The organism is Streptomyces sp. NRRL F-6676 (assembly GCF_000725625.1).
Taxonomy (GTDB): Bacteria; Actinomycetota; Actinomycetes; order Streptomycetales; family Streptomycetaceae; genus Streptomyces.
Map to the genome: position 1 here is coordinate 1 of NZ_JOHS01000027.1, position 15,945 is coordinate 15,945.

At 73.9% G+C, this 15,945-nt stretch carries 15 protein-coding genes and 1 pseudogene; 8 read left to right on the top strand and 8 right to left on the bottom strand.

Annotated features, from left to right (window positions below):
* On the top strand, positions 1-618 hold a 618-nt coding region (locus IO29_RS18085), incomplete at its 5' end, for a nuclease-related domain-containing protein (RefSeq protein WP_037840558.1).
* 58 nt (positions 619-676) lie between these two features.
* Here IO29_RS18085 and ligD read toward each other — a convergent pair.
* Positions 677-1,561 carry a non-homologous end-joining DNA ligase gene (gene ligD, locus IO29_RS18090; protein ID WP_030380525.1) on the bottom strand — a complete coding sequence of 295 codons (885 nt, stop codon included), beginning with the start codon at positions 1,559-1,561 and terminating at the stop codon, positions 677-679.
* Between the two features lie 78 nt (positions 1,562-1,639).
* Between ligD and IO29_RS18095 the strand changes: the two genes are divergently transcribed.
* Complete coding sequence (locus tag IO29_RS18095; protein ID WP_030380526.1) at positions 1,640-2,593, top strand: non-homologous end joining protein Ku; 954 nt, start codon at positions 1,640-1,642, stop codon at positions 2,591-2,593.
* A 224-nt stretch (positions 2,594-2,817) separates the two neighbouring features.
* On the opposite strand, the gene IO29_RS18100 is transcribed toward IO29_RS18095, so the two are convergent.
* Together IO29_RS18100 and IO29_RS18105 are read right to left on the bottom strand one after the other, a co-directional pair.
* Entirely contained in the window at positions 2,818-4,650 is a 1,833-nt protein-coding gene (locus IO29_RS18100) for a beta-ketoacyl-[acyl-carrier-protein] synthase family protein (protein WP_078618338.1), read from the bottom strand.
* Between the two features lie 258 nt (positions 4,651-4,908).
* The gene (locus IO29_RS18105; protein ID WP_033225986.1) at positions 4,909-5,355 is read right to left on the bottom strand and encodes a cupin domain-containing protein; all 447 of its coding nucleotides are present in this window, start codon (positions 5,353-5,355) and stop codon (positions 4,909-4,911) included.
* Between the two features lie 121 nt (positions 5,356-5,476).
* Between IO29_RS18105 and IO29_RS18110 the strand changes: the two genes are divergently transcribed.
* Both IO29_RS18110 and IO29_RS18115 read left to right on the top strand, forming a co-directional pair.
* The gene (locus IO29_RS18110) at positions 5,477-6,160 is read left to right on the top strand and encodes a helix-turn-helix transcriptional regulator (RefSeq protein WP_030380529.1); all 684 of its coding nucleotides are present in this window, start codon (positions 5,477-5,479) and stop codon (positions 6,158-6,160) included.
* Between the two features lie 54 nt (positions 6,161-6,214).
* Positions 6,215-6,655 carry a hypothetical protein gene (locus IO29_RS18115; RefSeq protein ID WP_030380530.1) on the top strand — a complete coding sequence of 147 codons (441 nt, stop codon included), beginning with the start codon at positions 6,215-6,217 and terminating at the stop codon, positions 6,653-6,655.
* 25 nt (positions 6,656-6,680) lie between these two features.
* Here IO29_RS18115 and IO29_RS18120 read toward each other — a convergent pair whose 3' ends face one another.
* The 3 genes from IO29_RS18120 to IO29_RS18130 form a co-directional block, all read right to left on the bottom strand.
* The gene (locus IO29_RS18120; protein WP_030380531.1) at positions 6,681-7,229 is read right to left on the bottom strand and encodes a DUF488 domain-containing protein; all 549 of its coding nucleotides are present in this window, start codon (positions 7,227-7,229) and stop codon (positions 6,681-6,683) included.
* 1 nt (position 7,230) lies between these two features.
* Positions 7,231-7,563, bottom strand: a complete 333-nt coding sequence (locus IO29_RS18125; protein ID WP_030380532.1) for a cupin domain-containing protein — start codon at positions 7,561-7,563, stop codon at positions 7,231-7,233.
* A gap of 94 nt (positions 7,564-7,657) precedes the next feature.
* The gene (locus IO29_RS18130; RefSeq protein WP_051707747.1) at positions 7,658-8,569 is read right to left on the bottom strand and encodes an LLM class flavin-dependent oxidoreductase; all 912 of its coding nucleotides are present in this window, start codon (positions 8,567-8,569) and stop codon (positions 7,658-7,660) included.
* A 167-nt stretch (positions 8,570-8,736) separates the two neighbouring features.
* Here IO29_RS18130 and IO29_RS18135 point away from each other — a divergent pair, with 167 nt between their 5' ends.
* Positions 8,737-10,473 carry a CehA/McbA family metallohydrolase domain-containing protein gene (locus IO29_RS18135; RefSeq protein ID WP_030380534.1) on the top strand — a complete coding sequence of 579 codons (1,737 nt, stop codon included), beginning with the start codon at positions 8,737-8,739 and terminating at the stop codon, positions 10,471-10,473.
* Complete coding sequence (locus tag IO29_RS18140) at positions 10,470-11,093, top strand: hypothetical protein (RefSeq protein WP_030380535.1); 624 nt, start codon at positions 10,470-10,472, stop codon at positions 11,091-11,093. Before IO29_RS18135 ends, IO29_RS18140 begins: the two co-directional genes overlap by 4 nt.
* 105 nt (positions 11,094-11,198) lie before the next feature.
* Here IO29_RS18140 and IO29_RS18145 read toward each other — a convergent pair whose 3' ends face one another.
* Both IO29_RS18145 and IO29_RS18150 read right to left on the bottom strand, forming a co-directional pair.
* Positions 11,199-12,446, bottom strand: coding sequence for an amidohydrolase family protein (locus IO29_RS18145; RefSeq protein ID WP_030380536.1), 1,248 nt, complete (start codon positions 12,444-12,446; stop codon positions 11,199-11,201).
* 182 nt (positions 12,447-12,628) lie between these two features.
* On the bottom strand, positions 12,629-13,078 hold the full coding sequence (locus IO29_RS18150) for an Rrf2 family transcriptional regulator (protein WP_030380537.1): 450 nt from the start codon (positions 13,076-13,078) through the stop codon (positions 12,629-12,631).
* A 290-nt stretch (positions 13,079-13,368) separates the two neighbouring features.
* Between IO29_RS18150 and IO29_RS18155 the strand changes: the two are divergent.
* Together IO29_RS18155 and IO29_RS18160 are read left to right on the top strand one after the other, a co-directional pair.
* A pseudogene (locus tag IO29_RS18155) lies at positions 13,369-14,295 on the top strand (ABC transporter ATP-binding protein); the annotation flags it as partial.
* A 182-nt stretch (positions 14,296-14,477) separates the two neighbouring features.
* Positions 14,478-15,926 carry an ABC transporter permease gene (locus IO29_RS18160; RefSeq protein WP_030380539.1) on the top strand — a complete coding sequence of 483 codons (1,449 nt, stop codon included), beginning with the start codon at positions 14,478-14,480 and terminating at the stop codon, positions 15,924-15,926.
* Positions 15,927-15,945: the final 19 nt, after the last annotated feature.

Genomic DNA, 15,945 nt, shown 5'->3' on the forward strand with positions numbered 1-15,945 from the left:
TCCGCCGACCTGGCCCGCCTCGCCCTCCACCCCGACGACGACCTCGCCCCCAACCGCCCCGGCGAGGCCCTCCTCGTCGCCCTGGACCGGACCCCCGCCCGCCACCGCCACCCCGCCGTCGCCCGCCTCCGCCCCGACCCCCGCCACCACGCCCTCACCGCCGAACAGACGGTCGGCGACACCCTGGACGCACTGGACGGCGCCGGCTGGCACGTGCTGCACTCCCTTCCGCTCCCCGGCGGCGACCGCATCCACCACCTGGCCATCGGCCCCGGCGGCCTCCTCTGCGTCCACGCGCTGTACGCCCACCGGCAGCGCGTCCAGGTCGCTGACCCCATGGTCACCACCGGCCGCCATGAGGCCGAGCCCCTGCTGCGCCGTCTGCGCGCCGACGCCCACCGGGCCTCGTACGCCCTGACGGCCGAGGTCACCCCGCTCCTCGCCGTCGTCGCCCCGGCGCGGCTGGAGGTCACCGCCCCGCCCCGCGACGGCCTGCGGGTCCTCCGCGCCGCGGACCTGTCCGGCACCCTCACCCGCCTGGGCGGCGTCCTGAAACCGGCGGACGCGGAGTCCCTGTACGCCCTGGCCCGCGACCGCCACACCTGGACACGCCTCTGAGGGGTCCGATGGATCCGATGGATCTGAGGGGTCCGAAGGGTCCGAGGGGACCCGTGCGTCACGGCAGTTCCGCCGCCGCCCCCTCCGTCTCGCACAAGGGCGCCATCAGATCCCCGTACTCCCGCAGCCGCGGCGCCAGGTCCGCGGCCCGGAAGGCGAGCCGCTCCGGCGCCCGGCACTCGGCGACCTCCTCCCAGGTCACCGGCGTGGAGACCAGCGGCTCGCGGCGCGCCCGCAGCGTGTAGGGGGCGGCCGTGGTCTTCTTCGCCGCGTTCTGGCTCCAGTCCACGAACACCTTTCCCGGCCGCAGGCTGCGGGTCATCCGGTGCAGCACCAGGTCCGGCATGGCCTTCTCCGCCTCCACCGCGAGCCGTTTGGCGTACTCCGTCGCCCGTTCGGACGGCACCGGCGCGATCGCCGCCAGCAGGTGCAGCCCCTTGGACCCGGAGGTCTTCGCGTACGCCGTGATCCCGTCCGCCGCCAGCCGCTCGCGCAGCCACAGCGCGACCTCGCAGGCCTCCACGACCGTCGCCGGAGCCCCCGGGTCCAGATCGAGCACCAGCCGGTCCGCCTCGCCCGGCGCCTGCGCCCGCCACTGCGGGGTGTGGAACTCGGTCACCTGGTTCGCCGCCCACATCAGCGACGGCAGGTCCTGCACGACGACCTGCCGCGCCGGTCCCTCCGAACGCGGCACCTCGGCCGTGGTGACCCACTCGGGCGTCCCCGGCGGCACGCTCTTGACGAAGAAGAGCTGGCCGTCGGGTCCGTCCGGGTACCGCAGGAAGGACAGCGGGCGGTCGCGCAGATGGGGGAGCAGGGCGTCGGCGGTGGTGGCGTAGTAGTGCAGCAGCTCGCCCTTGGTGAAGCCGGTCGCCGGGTGCAGCACCTTCTCCAGATTGCTGAGCGCGAGCCGCCGCCCCTCCACCTCTGTCATCGGCGTCATACGATGACAATCCCACGAAAACGGGGCATAACGGCTGTATGCCGTCCGCAATACCGCCGCCGTACTCGACTCGGAAGGGTGCTGTACGTGAGATCCATATGGAACGGCGCCATCTCGTTCGGCCTGGTCAGCATCCCGATCAAGCTGGTGAACGCCACCGAGAGCCACTCCGTCTCCTTCCGCCAGATCCACACGGAGGACGGCGGCCGCATCCGCTATCGCAAGGTCTGCGAGCTGGAGGACCGCGAGGTCACGTCCTCCGAGATCGGCAAGGGGTACGAGGACGCGGACGGCTCGATCGTCCCGATCACGGACGAGGACCTGGCCCAGCTGCCGATCCCGACGACCCGGACCATCGAGATCGTCGCCTTCGTCCCCGCCGACCGCATCGACCCGCTCCAGATGGGCGCGGCCTACTACCTCGGCGCCAACGGCGTCCCGGCCGCGAAGCCGTACACCCTCCTGCGCGAGGCGCTGAAGCGCAGCAACCGCGTGGCCATCGCGAAGTACGCGCTACGCGGGCGGGAGCGGCTCGGCATGCTCCGGGTGGTGGACGACGTGATCGCCATGCACGGCCTGCTCTGGCCCGACGAGATCCGCGCCCCGGAGGGCGTGGCCCCGGACGCGAACGTCACCGTCCGCGACAAGGAACTCGACCTCGCGGACGCCCTGATGGACACGCTGGGCGAGGTCGACCTGAACGACCTCCACGACGACTACCGGGAAGCGGTCGAGGAACTCATCGCCGCGAAGACCTCCGGCGAAGAACCCCGGGAACCCTCGGCCCCGCCCCGCAGCGGCAAGGTCCTGGACCTGATGGCAGCACTGGAGAGCAGTGTCCGGGCGGCCCAACAGTCCCGCGCGGAACCCTCCGGGAACGACGAGGAACACGCCGAGGTCAGAAACCTCCCGAAGAAGAAGACCCCGGCGAAGAAGACGACAGTGGCGAAGAAGTCCCCGGCGGCCAAGAAGTCAGCAACCACCAAGAAAACCGCGACGAAGAAGACCACCACCCGCAAACGCTCGGCGTGACAAGGGACGCGGGGCTGTGTCGTGTGCGCGGCTCCGCCACGGGGACGCGAGCCACCACCGTGCCCCGTAAGGGGCGCGGGGAACTGCGCGACCAGCCCCCACCCACCCGCACCCGACCACGCACCCAACGGGGTCCAAGGGGCGAAGCCCCTTGAAGGGATGGGAAGGGTAGGGGCGGCGGGGGCGAAAAACTCCCGGGCGACCCCCCGCCCAAGAGCCCCCGCTCACCCCCACCTCCGCAGAGCCAACACCGCGTTGTGCCCCCCGAACCCGAACGAGTTGCTCAGCGCCACACCACCCCCCGGCCCCCCGACTTCCCGCGGCGCGCCCCGCACCACATCCAGTCCCACCGCCCCGTCCACCACCTCACACCCCACAGTCGGCGGAATCACCCCCTCCGCCAACGTCAACGCCGTCACCACCGCCTCCACCCCGCCGGCGGCCCCCTGCAAGTGCCCCACGGCACCCTTGACGGCAGTCACCGGCACCACCCCGCCCAGCACACCCCGCACCGCCCCCGCCTCCGCGAGATCCCCCTCCACCGTCCCCGTCGCGTGCGCGTTCACATGCACGACGTCCACCGCGTGCGCCCCCGCGTCCCGCAACGCCCGCCGCAACGCCAACGCCACCCCGCTCCCGGAGGGATCCGGCGCCGCCATGTGGTGGGCGTCCGCCGACAGCCCCCACCCCGCCGCCTCGCAGTAGATCCGCGCCCCCCGCGCCCGCGCGTGCTCCTCCGCCTCCAGGAGCAGGAACCCCGCCCCCTCCCCGTTCACGAACCCGTTGCGGTCCTTGGCGAACGGCCGCGACGGCGAGGTCCCCTCCTCCAGCCCGTGCGTGGACAGCGCCCGCATCGAGGCGAACGACGCCATGATCGCCGGCGTCACCACCGCCTCCGCACCCCCGGCGAGCACCGCGTCGACATGCCCGTACCGGATCCGGTCGATCGCCTGCCCGATCGCCTCCGTGCCGGAGGCGCACGCGCTGGTCACCGTGCGCGCCTCGCCGGTGATCCGCAGCGCCAGCGACACCTGGGAGGCGGCCTGCGAGGGCACGCACATCGGCGTGGTCAGCGGCGACACCGCGCGCGGCCCCTTCTCCCGCAGCCTGCGGTCGCCACCGACGAGGACGGACGCGTCACCGAGGATCGCCCCGACCGACACCCCGACCCGCTCCGGGTCGAGCCCGCTCTCCACCGTGCCGGCGACGTCGAACCCGGCGTCCCGCCAGGCCTCCCGCGCCGCGAGCACCGCGAACTGGGCGGCCCGGTTCATCCGCCGGGCCTGCGTGCGCGGCAGCAGGGCCGCCGGGTCCACGGGTACGGTCCCGGCGATGCGTACCGGCAGCCCCGCGAACTCCTCCCCCGCCAACTCCCGTATGCCGCACCGCCCGTCGAGCAGCCCCTGCCACAGCTCGGCCACCCCGACGCCGAGCGGCGTGATCGCGCCGAGCCCGGTGACCACGACCCGGCGCGGCACCACCCCGCCCGCCGACCGCCGGGGGCGCGGGTGGTGGCGTACGAGCCGGTCGGTGCGGGCGGCCCCGGCGGCCAGCTCGCGCAACTCGTCGTCGGAGAGCGGCTGTTCGGCACGGTTCTCCAGGTCCCGGTACCAGCCGCCCCAGCGCCGTACGTACGTCTCCTCCTCGGCGCGCGGGTCCACCACCCGCAGCGTGGTGACCCGGTCGCCGTCCCGGAAGCCGACGGCGTGAAGATCGCTGGAGGTGACGAGGGGGATGCGGCTGACGTCCATGCGCCGGCAGGCGACGACGACGTCAGCGGAGCGGGCGAGCAACTCCTCGTGGTCCGTGCCGCCGAGCGGCGGGCGGAGGGTGACGCGGATGGTCTCCGGGGACTCCGGCACGGTGTGCGTCACCACGAACCAGCGGTCCGCGGCCACGTCCCGCTCGGTCAGGGCGAGCAGGTCACCGGGGACGACCTCGGCGGTGGTCACGGTGTGCGGCTGGAAGTAGGGGACGTGCGGGACGTACGGGGTGTCGGAGGAGGTCGCGGTGTCGGAGGCGGCGGTGCGGACCGGACGGCGAGGTGCGTCGTGCATGTCGTGCATGGGAAGGCTGCTTCCTGTGGCGTGGGTGGTGGCCGGCAGGGGGAACCGCCCTGCCGGGTACCCTCCTTCGCAGTGTGCGCGCCCGCCAGGACCGCTCCGTCTTCCGTACGAGGCCGCCACGCGCCCAACTCTGGCGCTTTCCGGCCAAGTTCACGCAGGGGTGGCGTGAACGGTGTGCCAGATCTCACAATCCATGACAAAACGGATCTTGACAGACCATGTGTGTCTGTCGACCTCCGTCACTTTCCGTCAACGCCCCTCGGGTGGCCGTGACTTGATCCGCATGCCCGGACGGCGGCGGTGGACGGTGACGTAGGACAGCCCGTCCGGGCCGGCGGCGAGGCGGCGGGTCGAACCGTGCGGCAGCCAGCACAGGGCGCCCTCCGCGAGGGGTACGACGGTGCCGCCGTCCCCGGGCGACTCCAGCCGGCCGCCGCCCGCGACGACGAGGAGCAGTACGTCGAGATCGGGCTCCGTGTGGGTGTCGACGCCCTGGTCCGGCGGCAGGTGCACCAGGTTGGCGTCGAGCTGGCGCCCGGACTCGGCGAGCCGCCACAGCGCGCCCGCCGGTGCGGACGGCCGCGCGGCGAGGGCCTGGACGTCGCACAGCAGACTCGGCACGGGGGGCGGCGTCGGAGCGGCGCCGGGGGCCGGGTCGGGGTCCGTCTCGTGTGCCTCGGGCGGCGTCGGCGGCATCGGCGTTCCTCTCATCCCTCTTGTCCCTCTCGTCCCACGCGTCTGAACTGCGCCTGATTATTACATGTACCATTTGGAGAAAATGAGCAGCCGGGGGCCGACGGGAAGAAGGGTGATCGCCGTGTCCGCACACCAGGAGAGCGCACCGCTCTCCCCGCGCCGTCGGGCGGTGTTCGACGCCGTGCGGGGGGCGTCCGCCCCGGTCGGTATCACCGAGGTCGCCGAGCGGCTCGGCGTGCACCCCAACACGGTCCGGTTCCATCTCGACGCGCTGGTGGCACAGGGCCGGGTGGAGCGGACGGTGGAGCAGCCGTCCGGTCCCGGCCGCCCGCGCACCGTCCACACCGCCCGGCGCGGCATGGACCGGGGCGGCGCACGCCACTACCAGCTGCTCGCCCGGGTACTGGTCAGCCGGCTGGCGTCCGCCGGGCCGGAGGCCGAGGCGGCCGCCGAGGCCACCGAGGCGGGCCGGGACTGGGGCCGCCATCTGGTCGACCCGTTCACCCCGTCCCGTCGCCCCACGGCACGGGAGTCGGTCGAGCGGGTCACCGCCATGCTCGACGACCTGGGCTTCGCCCCGCGGCCCGACGGCGACGACGCCGGCAGCCCCGACCGGATCCGGCTGCGGCACTGCCCCTTCCTCGAACTCGCCGAGGAGTACGGCAGGGTCGTCTGCCCGCTCCACCTCGGCCTGATGCAGGGCGCACTGGCGGAACTGCGCGCCCCCGTCGAGGCCGCGCGCCTGGAACCGTTCGCGGAACCGGACGCGTGCGTCGCCCACCTGACCCCCGCCCGAGCGGCGTAACGCCCCCGCTCTTCTCGACTTCTCGACTTTCTCGACCACAAAGGCAGCGACACGATGAACCCGACCTCCGCGGCCGTAGCAGGCGCCGTCACCTTCCTCTGGCTGGGGATGGTGCTGGCGATCTCCTTCCTGGAGGCGCCCCTGAAGTTCCGGGCGCCGGGGGTGACGATCCCGGTCGGGCTCGGCATCGGCCGTATCGTCTTCCGTGCGCTGAACCTCACGGAGGCGGGCCTGGCGGTGGCCGCGATCGTGGCGACAGCAGTGGGCAGCCCCTCGGCGGCGATCGTCGCGCTCGTCGCCGTCGCCGCGGTGGTGCTGGCCGGGCAGCTGCTCGTCGTACGGCCCCGGCTGAACCGGCGCTCCGACGCGGTGCTCGCGGGCGAGGACCCGGCCCTGCGCCGCTCCCGGGCGCATCTGTACTACGTGGGCCTGGAGTTGGTGAAGGTCGCGGCACTGCTCGCGCTGGGCTGCACGGTACTGGCGACGACGACCTGACGCGGGGCCCCGGCCCGGTGGCGGCTCAGTCGTCGTCCCGGACGTCGTAGACCAGCAGCCCGTCGTCGCGCAGCCGGGCGCCGGGTGTGGGCCGGTGGGGGGTGAGCCGGCCGTCGTGCATGAGGTGGCACACCTCGGTGCCGCGGGCGAGTACCGCGAAGTCCGCGATGAGCCGCCGGTGGCAGCGCCACCACACCGACTCCGCGCACATCACGGCGGTACGGGCGGTCGCGGCCTCGCGCAGCAGGTCGTCCATCGCCGCGACGAACTCCGGGTCGCGGGTGTAACCGGCGTAGCCGCGGAAGGACGCGTTCTCCCAGAAGGTGTCGGGGGAGTCGGGCGCCGCCCGCCGGAAGCCGCCCAGCCGCCGCTCCCACCGGTAGCCGAGACCGCGGCGGGGCAGCCAGCGCGCGAGCGCGTCGCGGCCGGCGTCCGGGTTGCGGCGGCTGCCGGGGGCGGTGCGGACGTCCACCACGGCGGCCACCCGGGCGCCGCCCAGCAGTCCGGCCAGCTCCTCCTCACCGGCGGTGCCGTGCCCGAAGGTGAGCAGCGGCTCGGGGGCCCCGTCCGTCACGTCAGTCGCGCTTGGCCACGGTGAGCAGTACGGCGGCGTCCTCGAGCGCCTCCAGCCCGTGCCGCGCCTGCGGGACGGTGAGCAGATCCCCGTTCCGCCCCTCCCACGAGGTATCCCCGCTGGTGAGCCGCACCCGCCCGCGCAGTACGAGCAGCGTCGCCTCGCCCGGGTTCTCGTGCTCGGAGAGCGAGGTCCCGGCGGTCAGCGCGAGCACGGTCTGCCGCAACACGTTCTCGTGTCCACCGTGCACGGTGGCGGCACTGCGCCCGGTGGAGGCGGCGGCGGCACGCTCGAGGTGCTCGCGGACAAGGGCGTCGAGTGAGATCTTCCGCATACCCACCAGTCTCCGCGCACGGGGCGACGGTTCGCCAGCGGGGCGCGGCGGAGCCACGTGGTGACCGGCCCCCGCCTGCCGGTGGGCCACGGCCCTACCGCCCCAGCGCCCCCAGTACGGCCTCCAGCTGCCGTACCGGCTCCGCACCCGCCACCCGCAGGACGATCGTGTCCGCGCCGGCGGCCGCCAGTTCGCGTACGCGGTCGGCGGCGTCCTCCGCGCGGCCGGAGACGGTGAAGACCTCCTCCGCCGGGCGGCCGAGCCAGGCGGCCTGGCCCTCCGTGTGGGGGCGGAGGGTTTCGGCGGCGTGGGCGGGGTCGTCGTCCACGCAGGTGAAGGCGAGCACCGTCAGGGTGTGCTCCGGGCCCGCGCCGCCCTTGGTGACCAGCGCCCGGGCCGACTCCACCTCGCGGGGGCCGTGGCCCTCCGCGATCACCGTGCCGTCGGCGACCCGCCCGGAGAGTTCCAGTGAGCGCGGCCGCACCACGCCCGCGACCACCGGCGGCGCCTCGGCCGGCGGATGCACCAACTGGATGCCGTCCAGCCGTACTTCCCGGCCCGCCAGCTCGACCCGCTCCCCGCGCAGCAGCGCCCGTACGGACGTGATCGTCTCCTCCAGGAGCGCGAGCGGGGAGCGCGGGGCGACGCCGACCGCCGTCATCCACTCCCGCACGCCGTGCCCGATCCCGGAGACCAGCCGGCCCGGGAACACCCGCGCCAGCGTGGCCAGTTCCATCGCCAGCAGCGCCGGGCTGCGCAGCGGCGCGGGCGTGATCCCGATGCCGACCCGCAGCCGCTCGGTCGCCCCCAGCGCCACGGCCGCCGCCGACACGCCCCCGTTCCAGCCGAGGTCCTCGACGACCCAGAGGTCGTCCACGCCGAGCGCCTCGACCTCCCGGGCGAACCCGGGCAGCCCTTCGGGCGCCCAGTCCCGGTCGTACATCACGCCGATCCGAACACCGTGTCGAACATCCTGCCGAACGTCGTGCCGATCAGTCGTCGTCATGGACGCAACCTATGTGCCGTCCGCACGAACGATCAACGCCCGGGACACCGTCGGCAACCGTTCCCGCCTCCGCCACCGCGCCCACGCCCGGCATTCACCGCGCCTCAGCACGCTCGGCACGACGTCCCGGCAGGTCACGGGCACCCCACCGCGCAGCGGGAGCTGACATGGCACACAGCGGCAACGGACACCACCACCCTCACCACCCCCATGGCCACAGCCACGGCCACGGCCACGGGGGCGCCGAAGACGACGCCGTCCCGGCCGCCTTCGACCTGGCCGTTCCCGACGAGGAGCTGTCGCCCCAGCAGCTCTCCCGGCGCGCGATGGTGCGCCGCGCCGGTCTGCTCGGCGCCGGCCTCGCCGCCGGCGGCGTGCTCGGCGGCGTCGGCGCCGGTCAGGCCGCCGCGCAGACCGCGCCCGCCTCGGACCAGTCGCGCCGGGAGTCACGCTCGGGCCGCTATCTGTGGCTGGCCGGCGACCACCACATCCACACCCAGTACAGCTCCGACGCCAAGTACCGCGTCATCGACCAGGTGCGCCAGGGCAACGCCCACGGCCTGGACTGGATGGTCATCACCGACCACGCGAGCGAGCAGCACGCCAAGATCGGTGTCGAGAAGGTCAACCCCGACATCGTCGCCGCCCGCGACGCGATCGAGGACACGCTCGTCTTCCAGGGCCTGGAGTGGAACATCCCGGCCGCCGAGCACGGCACCGTCTTCGTGCACCCCGGCCGGCACGAGGTCGCCGTCCTCAAGCAGTTCGAGACGACGTACGACGGCGGTCTGAACAAGGCCACCGCGAGCACGCCCGCCAACGAGGCCCTCGCCATCGCGGGCATCGACTTCCTCGCCGCGCAGGTCCGCCGTCGCAAGGTCAAGGACGCGCTCTTCCTCGCCAACCACCCCGCCCGCAAGGGCATCGACTCCCCGCACGAGATCCGCGGCTGGCGCGACGCGCAGCCGGACATCGCGGTCGGCATGGAGGGCGCCCCCGGCCACCAGGCCGGCGGTCTGCCCGCCCCGCACGGTCCCGGCTCCGCGCGCGGCATCTACGACAACAGCCCCAGTGCCGACTCCTTCGCCGGCTACCCGCTGGAGAGCTACCGCACCTGGGGCGGCTTCGACTGGATGACCGCCACGGTCGGCGGCTTGTGGGACAGCCTGCTCGCCGAGGGCAAGCCCTGGTGGATCACCGCCAACTCGGACTCCCACAACGTCTGGGCCGACACCGCCGTACGCGGCCCGAACAGCGACTTCACCGCCAACGGCCGCTACGACGAACCGGTCTACGGCGGTGACCTCAACCTCACCGACACCGACTTCTGGCCGGGCCAGTACTCCCGTACGCACGTCGGTGCGGCGTCCTTCTCGTACCAGTCGGTGATGGACGGCATCCGCGCCGGCCGTGTCTGGGTCGACCACGGCGCCCTCCTCAGCGGCCTCGACGCCCGGCTGCGCGGCGGCGGCCGGGAGATCACGCTGGGCGGCGCGCTGCACGTGCGCAAGGGCAGCAAGGTCGACCTCGTCGTCGAGATCAGCCTCGCGAACGGTCCCAACTGGGCGCAGTTCACGCCGAAGCTGGCCCGTGTGGACGTCATCCGGGGCGCGGTCACCGGCGCCGTCTCCGACAAGGACACGTTCACGGCACCGGACACCAAGGTGGTCAAGTCCTTCGAGGTCGACAAGGCCACGGGCACCGTCCGCCTGACGTACTCGCTCGGCCGCGTCGACCGCCCGGTGTACGTGCGGCTGCGCGGGACGGACGGCAACCGGTCGGCGGTCGGCGCGCACGGGGCGGCCGTGGACCCGGCGGGCCCGGCGCTGGACGTCGTCGGCGACGCCGACCCGTGGAAGGACCTGTGGTTCTACTCCAACCCCATGTGGGTCCTGCCCGCATGACCTCCCTGCCCCCGCTGTCGTCCGGCGTCCGCACCGTGATCGGTGTGGACGCCGGCTCCGCGCCCCTGCGCGAGGCCGACCACCTGATCCACGACCTGGCCGCCGGCCTCGCCCTCCCGCCCACGACGGTCGCCTGCACCCACCCCGTGCGCACCGGCCGCCGCCCCCACCTGGCGACGACGTTCGCCCTGCCGGACGAGGCCACGGCGCGGGCGGTGTGGCACCGCCTGGTGGCCCACCTCGCGTCGGCCGCCCCGGAGACGGGCGCGGCCTACGCCGAACTCCGCCACGGACCGGAGGAGTTGGCGGAAGCGGCGGCCGGCGCCGCCCGCGAACACGCCCACCGCGAGTCCGGCCGCGCCGTGCTCTACCCCGGCGCGGACGCCGTCACCGGCACGGTCACCCTGGAGCACCTCCTCACCCACACGGCGATCGAGCAGGCGACGGTCCTGGGCACCCCCGAGCCGCCCGCCCCGACGGCGGAGATCGAAACCCGCGCCCATGTACGCCCCACCTGGCACACGGGCCACCTCACCCTCGCCCTCACCCCGGCCCCGGCGGGCCGCCTGGCCCCGTTCGAGGTCCCGAACCCGACGCCGTGCTGCGCGGATCACGGGTGAGGCGGGCGCCCCGGCCGGCATAGGGATCCGGACGGGGCGCCCGGGGGATCCGGGCTGGGCGCCCAGGGAATCCGGACGGGGCGCCCGGGGCCCGTCGGACAGGCCTCAGCGCTTGTCGACGGCGAGCGCGCCGTTCAGGAACACCATGCGCAGAGCGCGCAGGTTGCCGATGTCCGCGGTGGGATCGGCGCCCAGCAGGAGCAGGTCGGCGCGCTTGCCCGGGGCCACCGTGCCGAGGTCCGGGCGGACGCACTGCCGCGCCGCGCCGCTCGTGCCCGCGACCAGCACCTGCGCGGGCGTCAGCCCGGCCGCCACCATGAGTTCGGCCTCCTCCAGCGTGTTGGCGCCGAACAGGCCCCGGCCGCTGAAGGTGTCGCTGCCCAGCGCGATGCGCACGCCCGCCTCGGCGACCTTCTTGAGATTGCCACGGGCATCCGGGTGGGCGTCGTCGCCCCAGAGCGTGGGCGTGTAGGTGATGTCGTGTTCGAGCATCAGCTCGATGAGCGAGTGGTCGGTGAGGGGCTCGACGGTGACACCGTGCTCCAGGCCGTCCGCCCCGGCCTCGATCGCCTCGCGCGCCGCGGCCTGCTGGGCGGTGTGGACGGTGACCCGAAGGCCCCGCTCATGCCCGGCCTCGATACCCGCCCGAAGGAGATCGAGGGGAAGCCGTTCCAACTCGACGGCATCCGGAAAGGCGGGGTTCCGCCAGAGGTACGCCGGTCCGCCGGAGTGCGCGCACGCGCCTTCCGACAGGAGTTTGATCGCGTCCACCTTGCGGTCGGCGAGGTGGTGCACCAGGTCGCGGATGTGCCGCACGCCGTCGACCTCCGCCGCCCAGCGCTCGCGCGCCCAGGGGTTGCCCTTGAAGATGGTGGCGGCGGGATGCCCGTCGCGTCCGGTGATACCGGAACCGGTCGCCAGCAGTCGCGGGCCCCGCAGGGTGCCGGCGGCGATCCTGGCCCGGGTCTCCAGGATTCCGTCCGTCGGGTCGCCCACCGACTTGATGGTCGTGATTCCGTGGTCGAGGAACAGCCCGAGCCGCCCGGGGATGTCCTGTTCCTCGAAGGCCCGCATCGAGGCCGCGTCGGTGATCGCGTGCACGTCGTAGAAGTGGACGTGCGTGTCGATCAGGCCGGGCACGACCCACCCTCCGGCCGCGTCCACCTCCCGCCCGCCCCGGAGCGGCTCGGCGGAGACGGCGGTGATCTCCGCGCCGTCGACGGCGACGTCGTACAGACCGTCGAGTGCCCGGTGACCGTCGAAGACGTGTGCACGACTGATCACGAGGTCGTGGGTCGCGCGGTCGTGCGTACCGGGGTGGGGGTTCACGGTCGCTGCGGATTGCTGGGGCATCGCTGCCGCTCCTGGTGTGTGTGGTGCTGAGGGGGTTGCGAGAGGTGGATGTGGAGGTGGAGAGGGACCCTGAGACTGCTACTCAGCCGGTTGCAGTTAGGGCCTGCGTCGGGACACGGGACGACTCCGGATGACGCGGCGTGGCGGGGCGTGACGCGCAAGACGTACGCGGCACCGCGCGTTCAGCGGCGGTGGCCCTTCGGTTCGCTGTCGGCGTCCAGCACCTGCCGCAGCAGGCCGGCGATCGTCGTCCTGCCGAGCTGTTCCTCCAGGGCCCGCTCGGCATCGCGGAACTCGGCGTCGAGCAGATCACCGATGTTGCGCCCGATCGCGCACGTCCCGTTGGGCGGATGGGCGTGCCGCGAGAAGACCTGCCCCTCCTCGACGGCGGCGTAGGCGTCGCGGAGCGTGATGTCCCGCGGGGCCCGCGCGAGGGACCAGCCGCCGCCGCGCCCCTCGGTGGACCACACCAGACGGGCGTCCCGCAGCCGGCCCAGAACGCGCCGCACGAGGACCGGATTGCTGTCGAGGCTGTCCGCGATCTCGGCGGACGTCAACGACCCCCCGCGCCGGTTGGCCAGCATCGCGAGCGCGTGAATCGCGACCGCGCTCCTGCCGCTGAGCCCCGCCATCACCCACCCACTCCCAGCGCCGCTCCGTTCAACTGGAACCAACCTAGTTGCAGTATCCCGGATGGTCAACCGCGCCGCCGTGCACCTGCCGAGAGCCTCGGGGCCCGCGCCCGCACCGGGCGAGTGCGCGTACGTGCCGGTTCCCCCGTGCCTGGCGGTGACCGGCCGGACGCCCGTCCGATTCGTCCCCAACCATTTGGGATTCCGTTCCCTGAGCGTTCAACCGTTGCCCCCTGTCAGGGGCCTGTGTGCTTCCTAGGGTCAGTGAGGCTCTCCGAAAGAAGGGGCTCATGGACTCACAGCTCGCCGTCCGGGCGCGCGGCATCACCAAGTGCTTCGGCGACGTCGTGGCGCTCGACGGCGTCGACCTGGACGTGGCGCGGGGCCGCATCCACGGCCTGGTCGGTCCGAACGGCGCCGGCAAGACGACGCTGCTCGGTCTTCTCCTCGGCCTGGCCGTGGCCGACGGCGGAAGCCTGGAGATCCTCGGCACGCCGGTGGGCCGGGCCTTCGAAGCCCCGGGCGGCGTCGCCGGGTTCGTGGACGGGCCCGGGCTGTACCCGTCGCTGACCGCCCGGCAGAACCTGGCCGCGCTCGCCGCTCTGCGGGGCGACGACACGCGGTCGGCGGGGATCGAGGACGCGCTCGAACAGGTCGGTCTCACGGACGTCGCCGACGACCGCACCCGTGGCTTCTCCCTGGGCATGCGCCAACGGCTCGGCCTCGCCGCCGCGTTGCTCGCGAAGCCGCGGCTGCTCGTCCTGGACGAACCCGCCAACGGGCTGGACCCGGCCGGGAAGCAGCACGTCCACGGCGTCCTCACCCGGCTCGCGCGGGAGGGGACGAGCGTGGTGCTCTCCAGCCATCGCATGGACGACCTGGAGGCCCTGTGCTCCGAGGTCACCATCCTCGCCACCGGGCGGACCGTCTACTCCGGACCGCTCGGCGACCTGGCCGCCGAGAACCGCGAACTCGACTACCGGCTCCTCACCTCCGATCCGGAGCGCGCCCGCGCACTGGCCGCCGGCACGCCGGGGATCCGGCTGGTCGACGACGCCGGGGGCCGTGGGGGACGGGCGGCGCTGGTGCTGCGCGCGCAGACGGTCGCCCTCGACGACCTGGTGGTACGGCTCGTCCACGAGGGCATCGCCCTGCGCGAACTGGCCCCCGTGGTCTCACCGCTGGAGGCGGCCTTCCTGGCCCTGACGGAACACCGGCCCACCGTGCCGCGGCAGCCGGACGACACCGACGCCCCGAGGCCGACCGGCGCCCGGCACCACGGCGAAGGCGACACCCGGCGGCCGGGCGGGGCCGAGGTCCCGCAGCGGTCCGGCCCCGCGCCCCGGCGTGACGCGGCCGCGCCCCGGAGGACCGAGGTCCAGCGGCAGGAGGCCGGACGATGACCGCCGCCACAAGCCCGGCCGAGCACCCGGCCGAGCACCCGGCCGGTCCCTCGGCCGCGAGCCCCGCCCCCGGTGCCGTACCTCCTGCGCACAGCCCCGCGGCAGGCCCCGCGGCAGGCCGTGTGACGGTCGCCCGGAGCTACCGCTTCGAAGTCGTCAAGCTCCTCTCCCAGTGGCGGATCCGCCTGCTGCTCCTCGCCTGCTGGATCGCGCCCGCGGTCTTCGTGGCCGGGGTGAGCGCGCAGAGCACGCTGCCCACGGACACCCTGTTCGGCCGCTGGATGCACGCCACCGGGTGGGCCGGGCCGCTGGTGACGCTCGGTTTCGCCGGCACCTGGGCGCTGCCGTTGCTCACCTCCGTCGTCGCCGGCGACGTCTTCGCCTCGGAGGACCGGCTCGGCACCTGGCGCCACCTGCTCGTCGCCGTCCGCTCGCCCCGGCGGATCTTCGCGGCCAAGGCGTCGGCCGGCCTCACCGTCGTCCTCCTGCTCGTGGCCGGACTGGCCGCCTCCAGCACGGCCGGCGGCCTGCTCGCCGTCGGCGACCAACCGCTGGCCGGCCTCGACGGGCACCTGCTCGCGCCGGGGGACGCCGCCGGCACGGTCCTGCTCGCCTGGGCCTGCGCGCTCGCCCCCACCCTGGCCCTCGCCGGAATCGGGTTCCTCGGGTCGGTGGCCCTCGGGCGCTCCCCGATGGGTCTGCTGCTGCCCGCGCTCGTCGCGCTGACGATGCAGCTCGCCCAGATGCTGCCGCTGCCGGTCGCCGTGCGCCTGGCCCTGCCCGGCGACGCGTTCGTCACCTGGAAGGGCCTGTTCACCGAACCGGCGCAGCTCACCCCGCTCCTCATCGGCATGGTCGTCAGCCTCCTGTGGGCCGTGACGGCGACGGCGCTGGCGTACGTCCTCTTCCTGCGGCGCGACTTCACCAACCCCGCCGACGACGGTTCGGCGCGCCGCGCGGTCACCACGGCCGCACTGCCGCTCGCCGCGCTGCTCGGCGTGACGGTCGCGGTCGTGGCGGGGACGACCACCGCCGCGGGCTCCGGGATCGAGCAGGCCAAGGTGGAAAGCGCCCTCGCCACCGAGTTCGCCCACCTGTACCGCATGCAGACCGAACAGCTCCACCGACCGGCCGTCACCGAGGCGCAGTTGAGGACCTCCGCGGCGTGCGCCAAGGCGGGCGTCCAGGACGACGCCCGGGGCCCGGGCAACGACTGGCGGTGCGTCGTCTCCTGGCACCTGCCGGGTGTCGCGGCCACCGGGTCGGCCGTCTACCAGCTCGACATCACGGCGGACGGGCGGTTCGTCGCGGACGGCGACGGACCCAAGGAGGTCAACGGGTACTTCCTGGTGCGCACTTCGACGGGAGACGCACCGAACCCGCTGTGGCAGTTCGACGGTGACGTCGACCTGCTCTCCGCCTCGCCGGACTCCCCGGCTCCCTGAGCCCCCTCCCGCCCCCCTG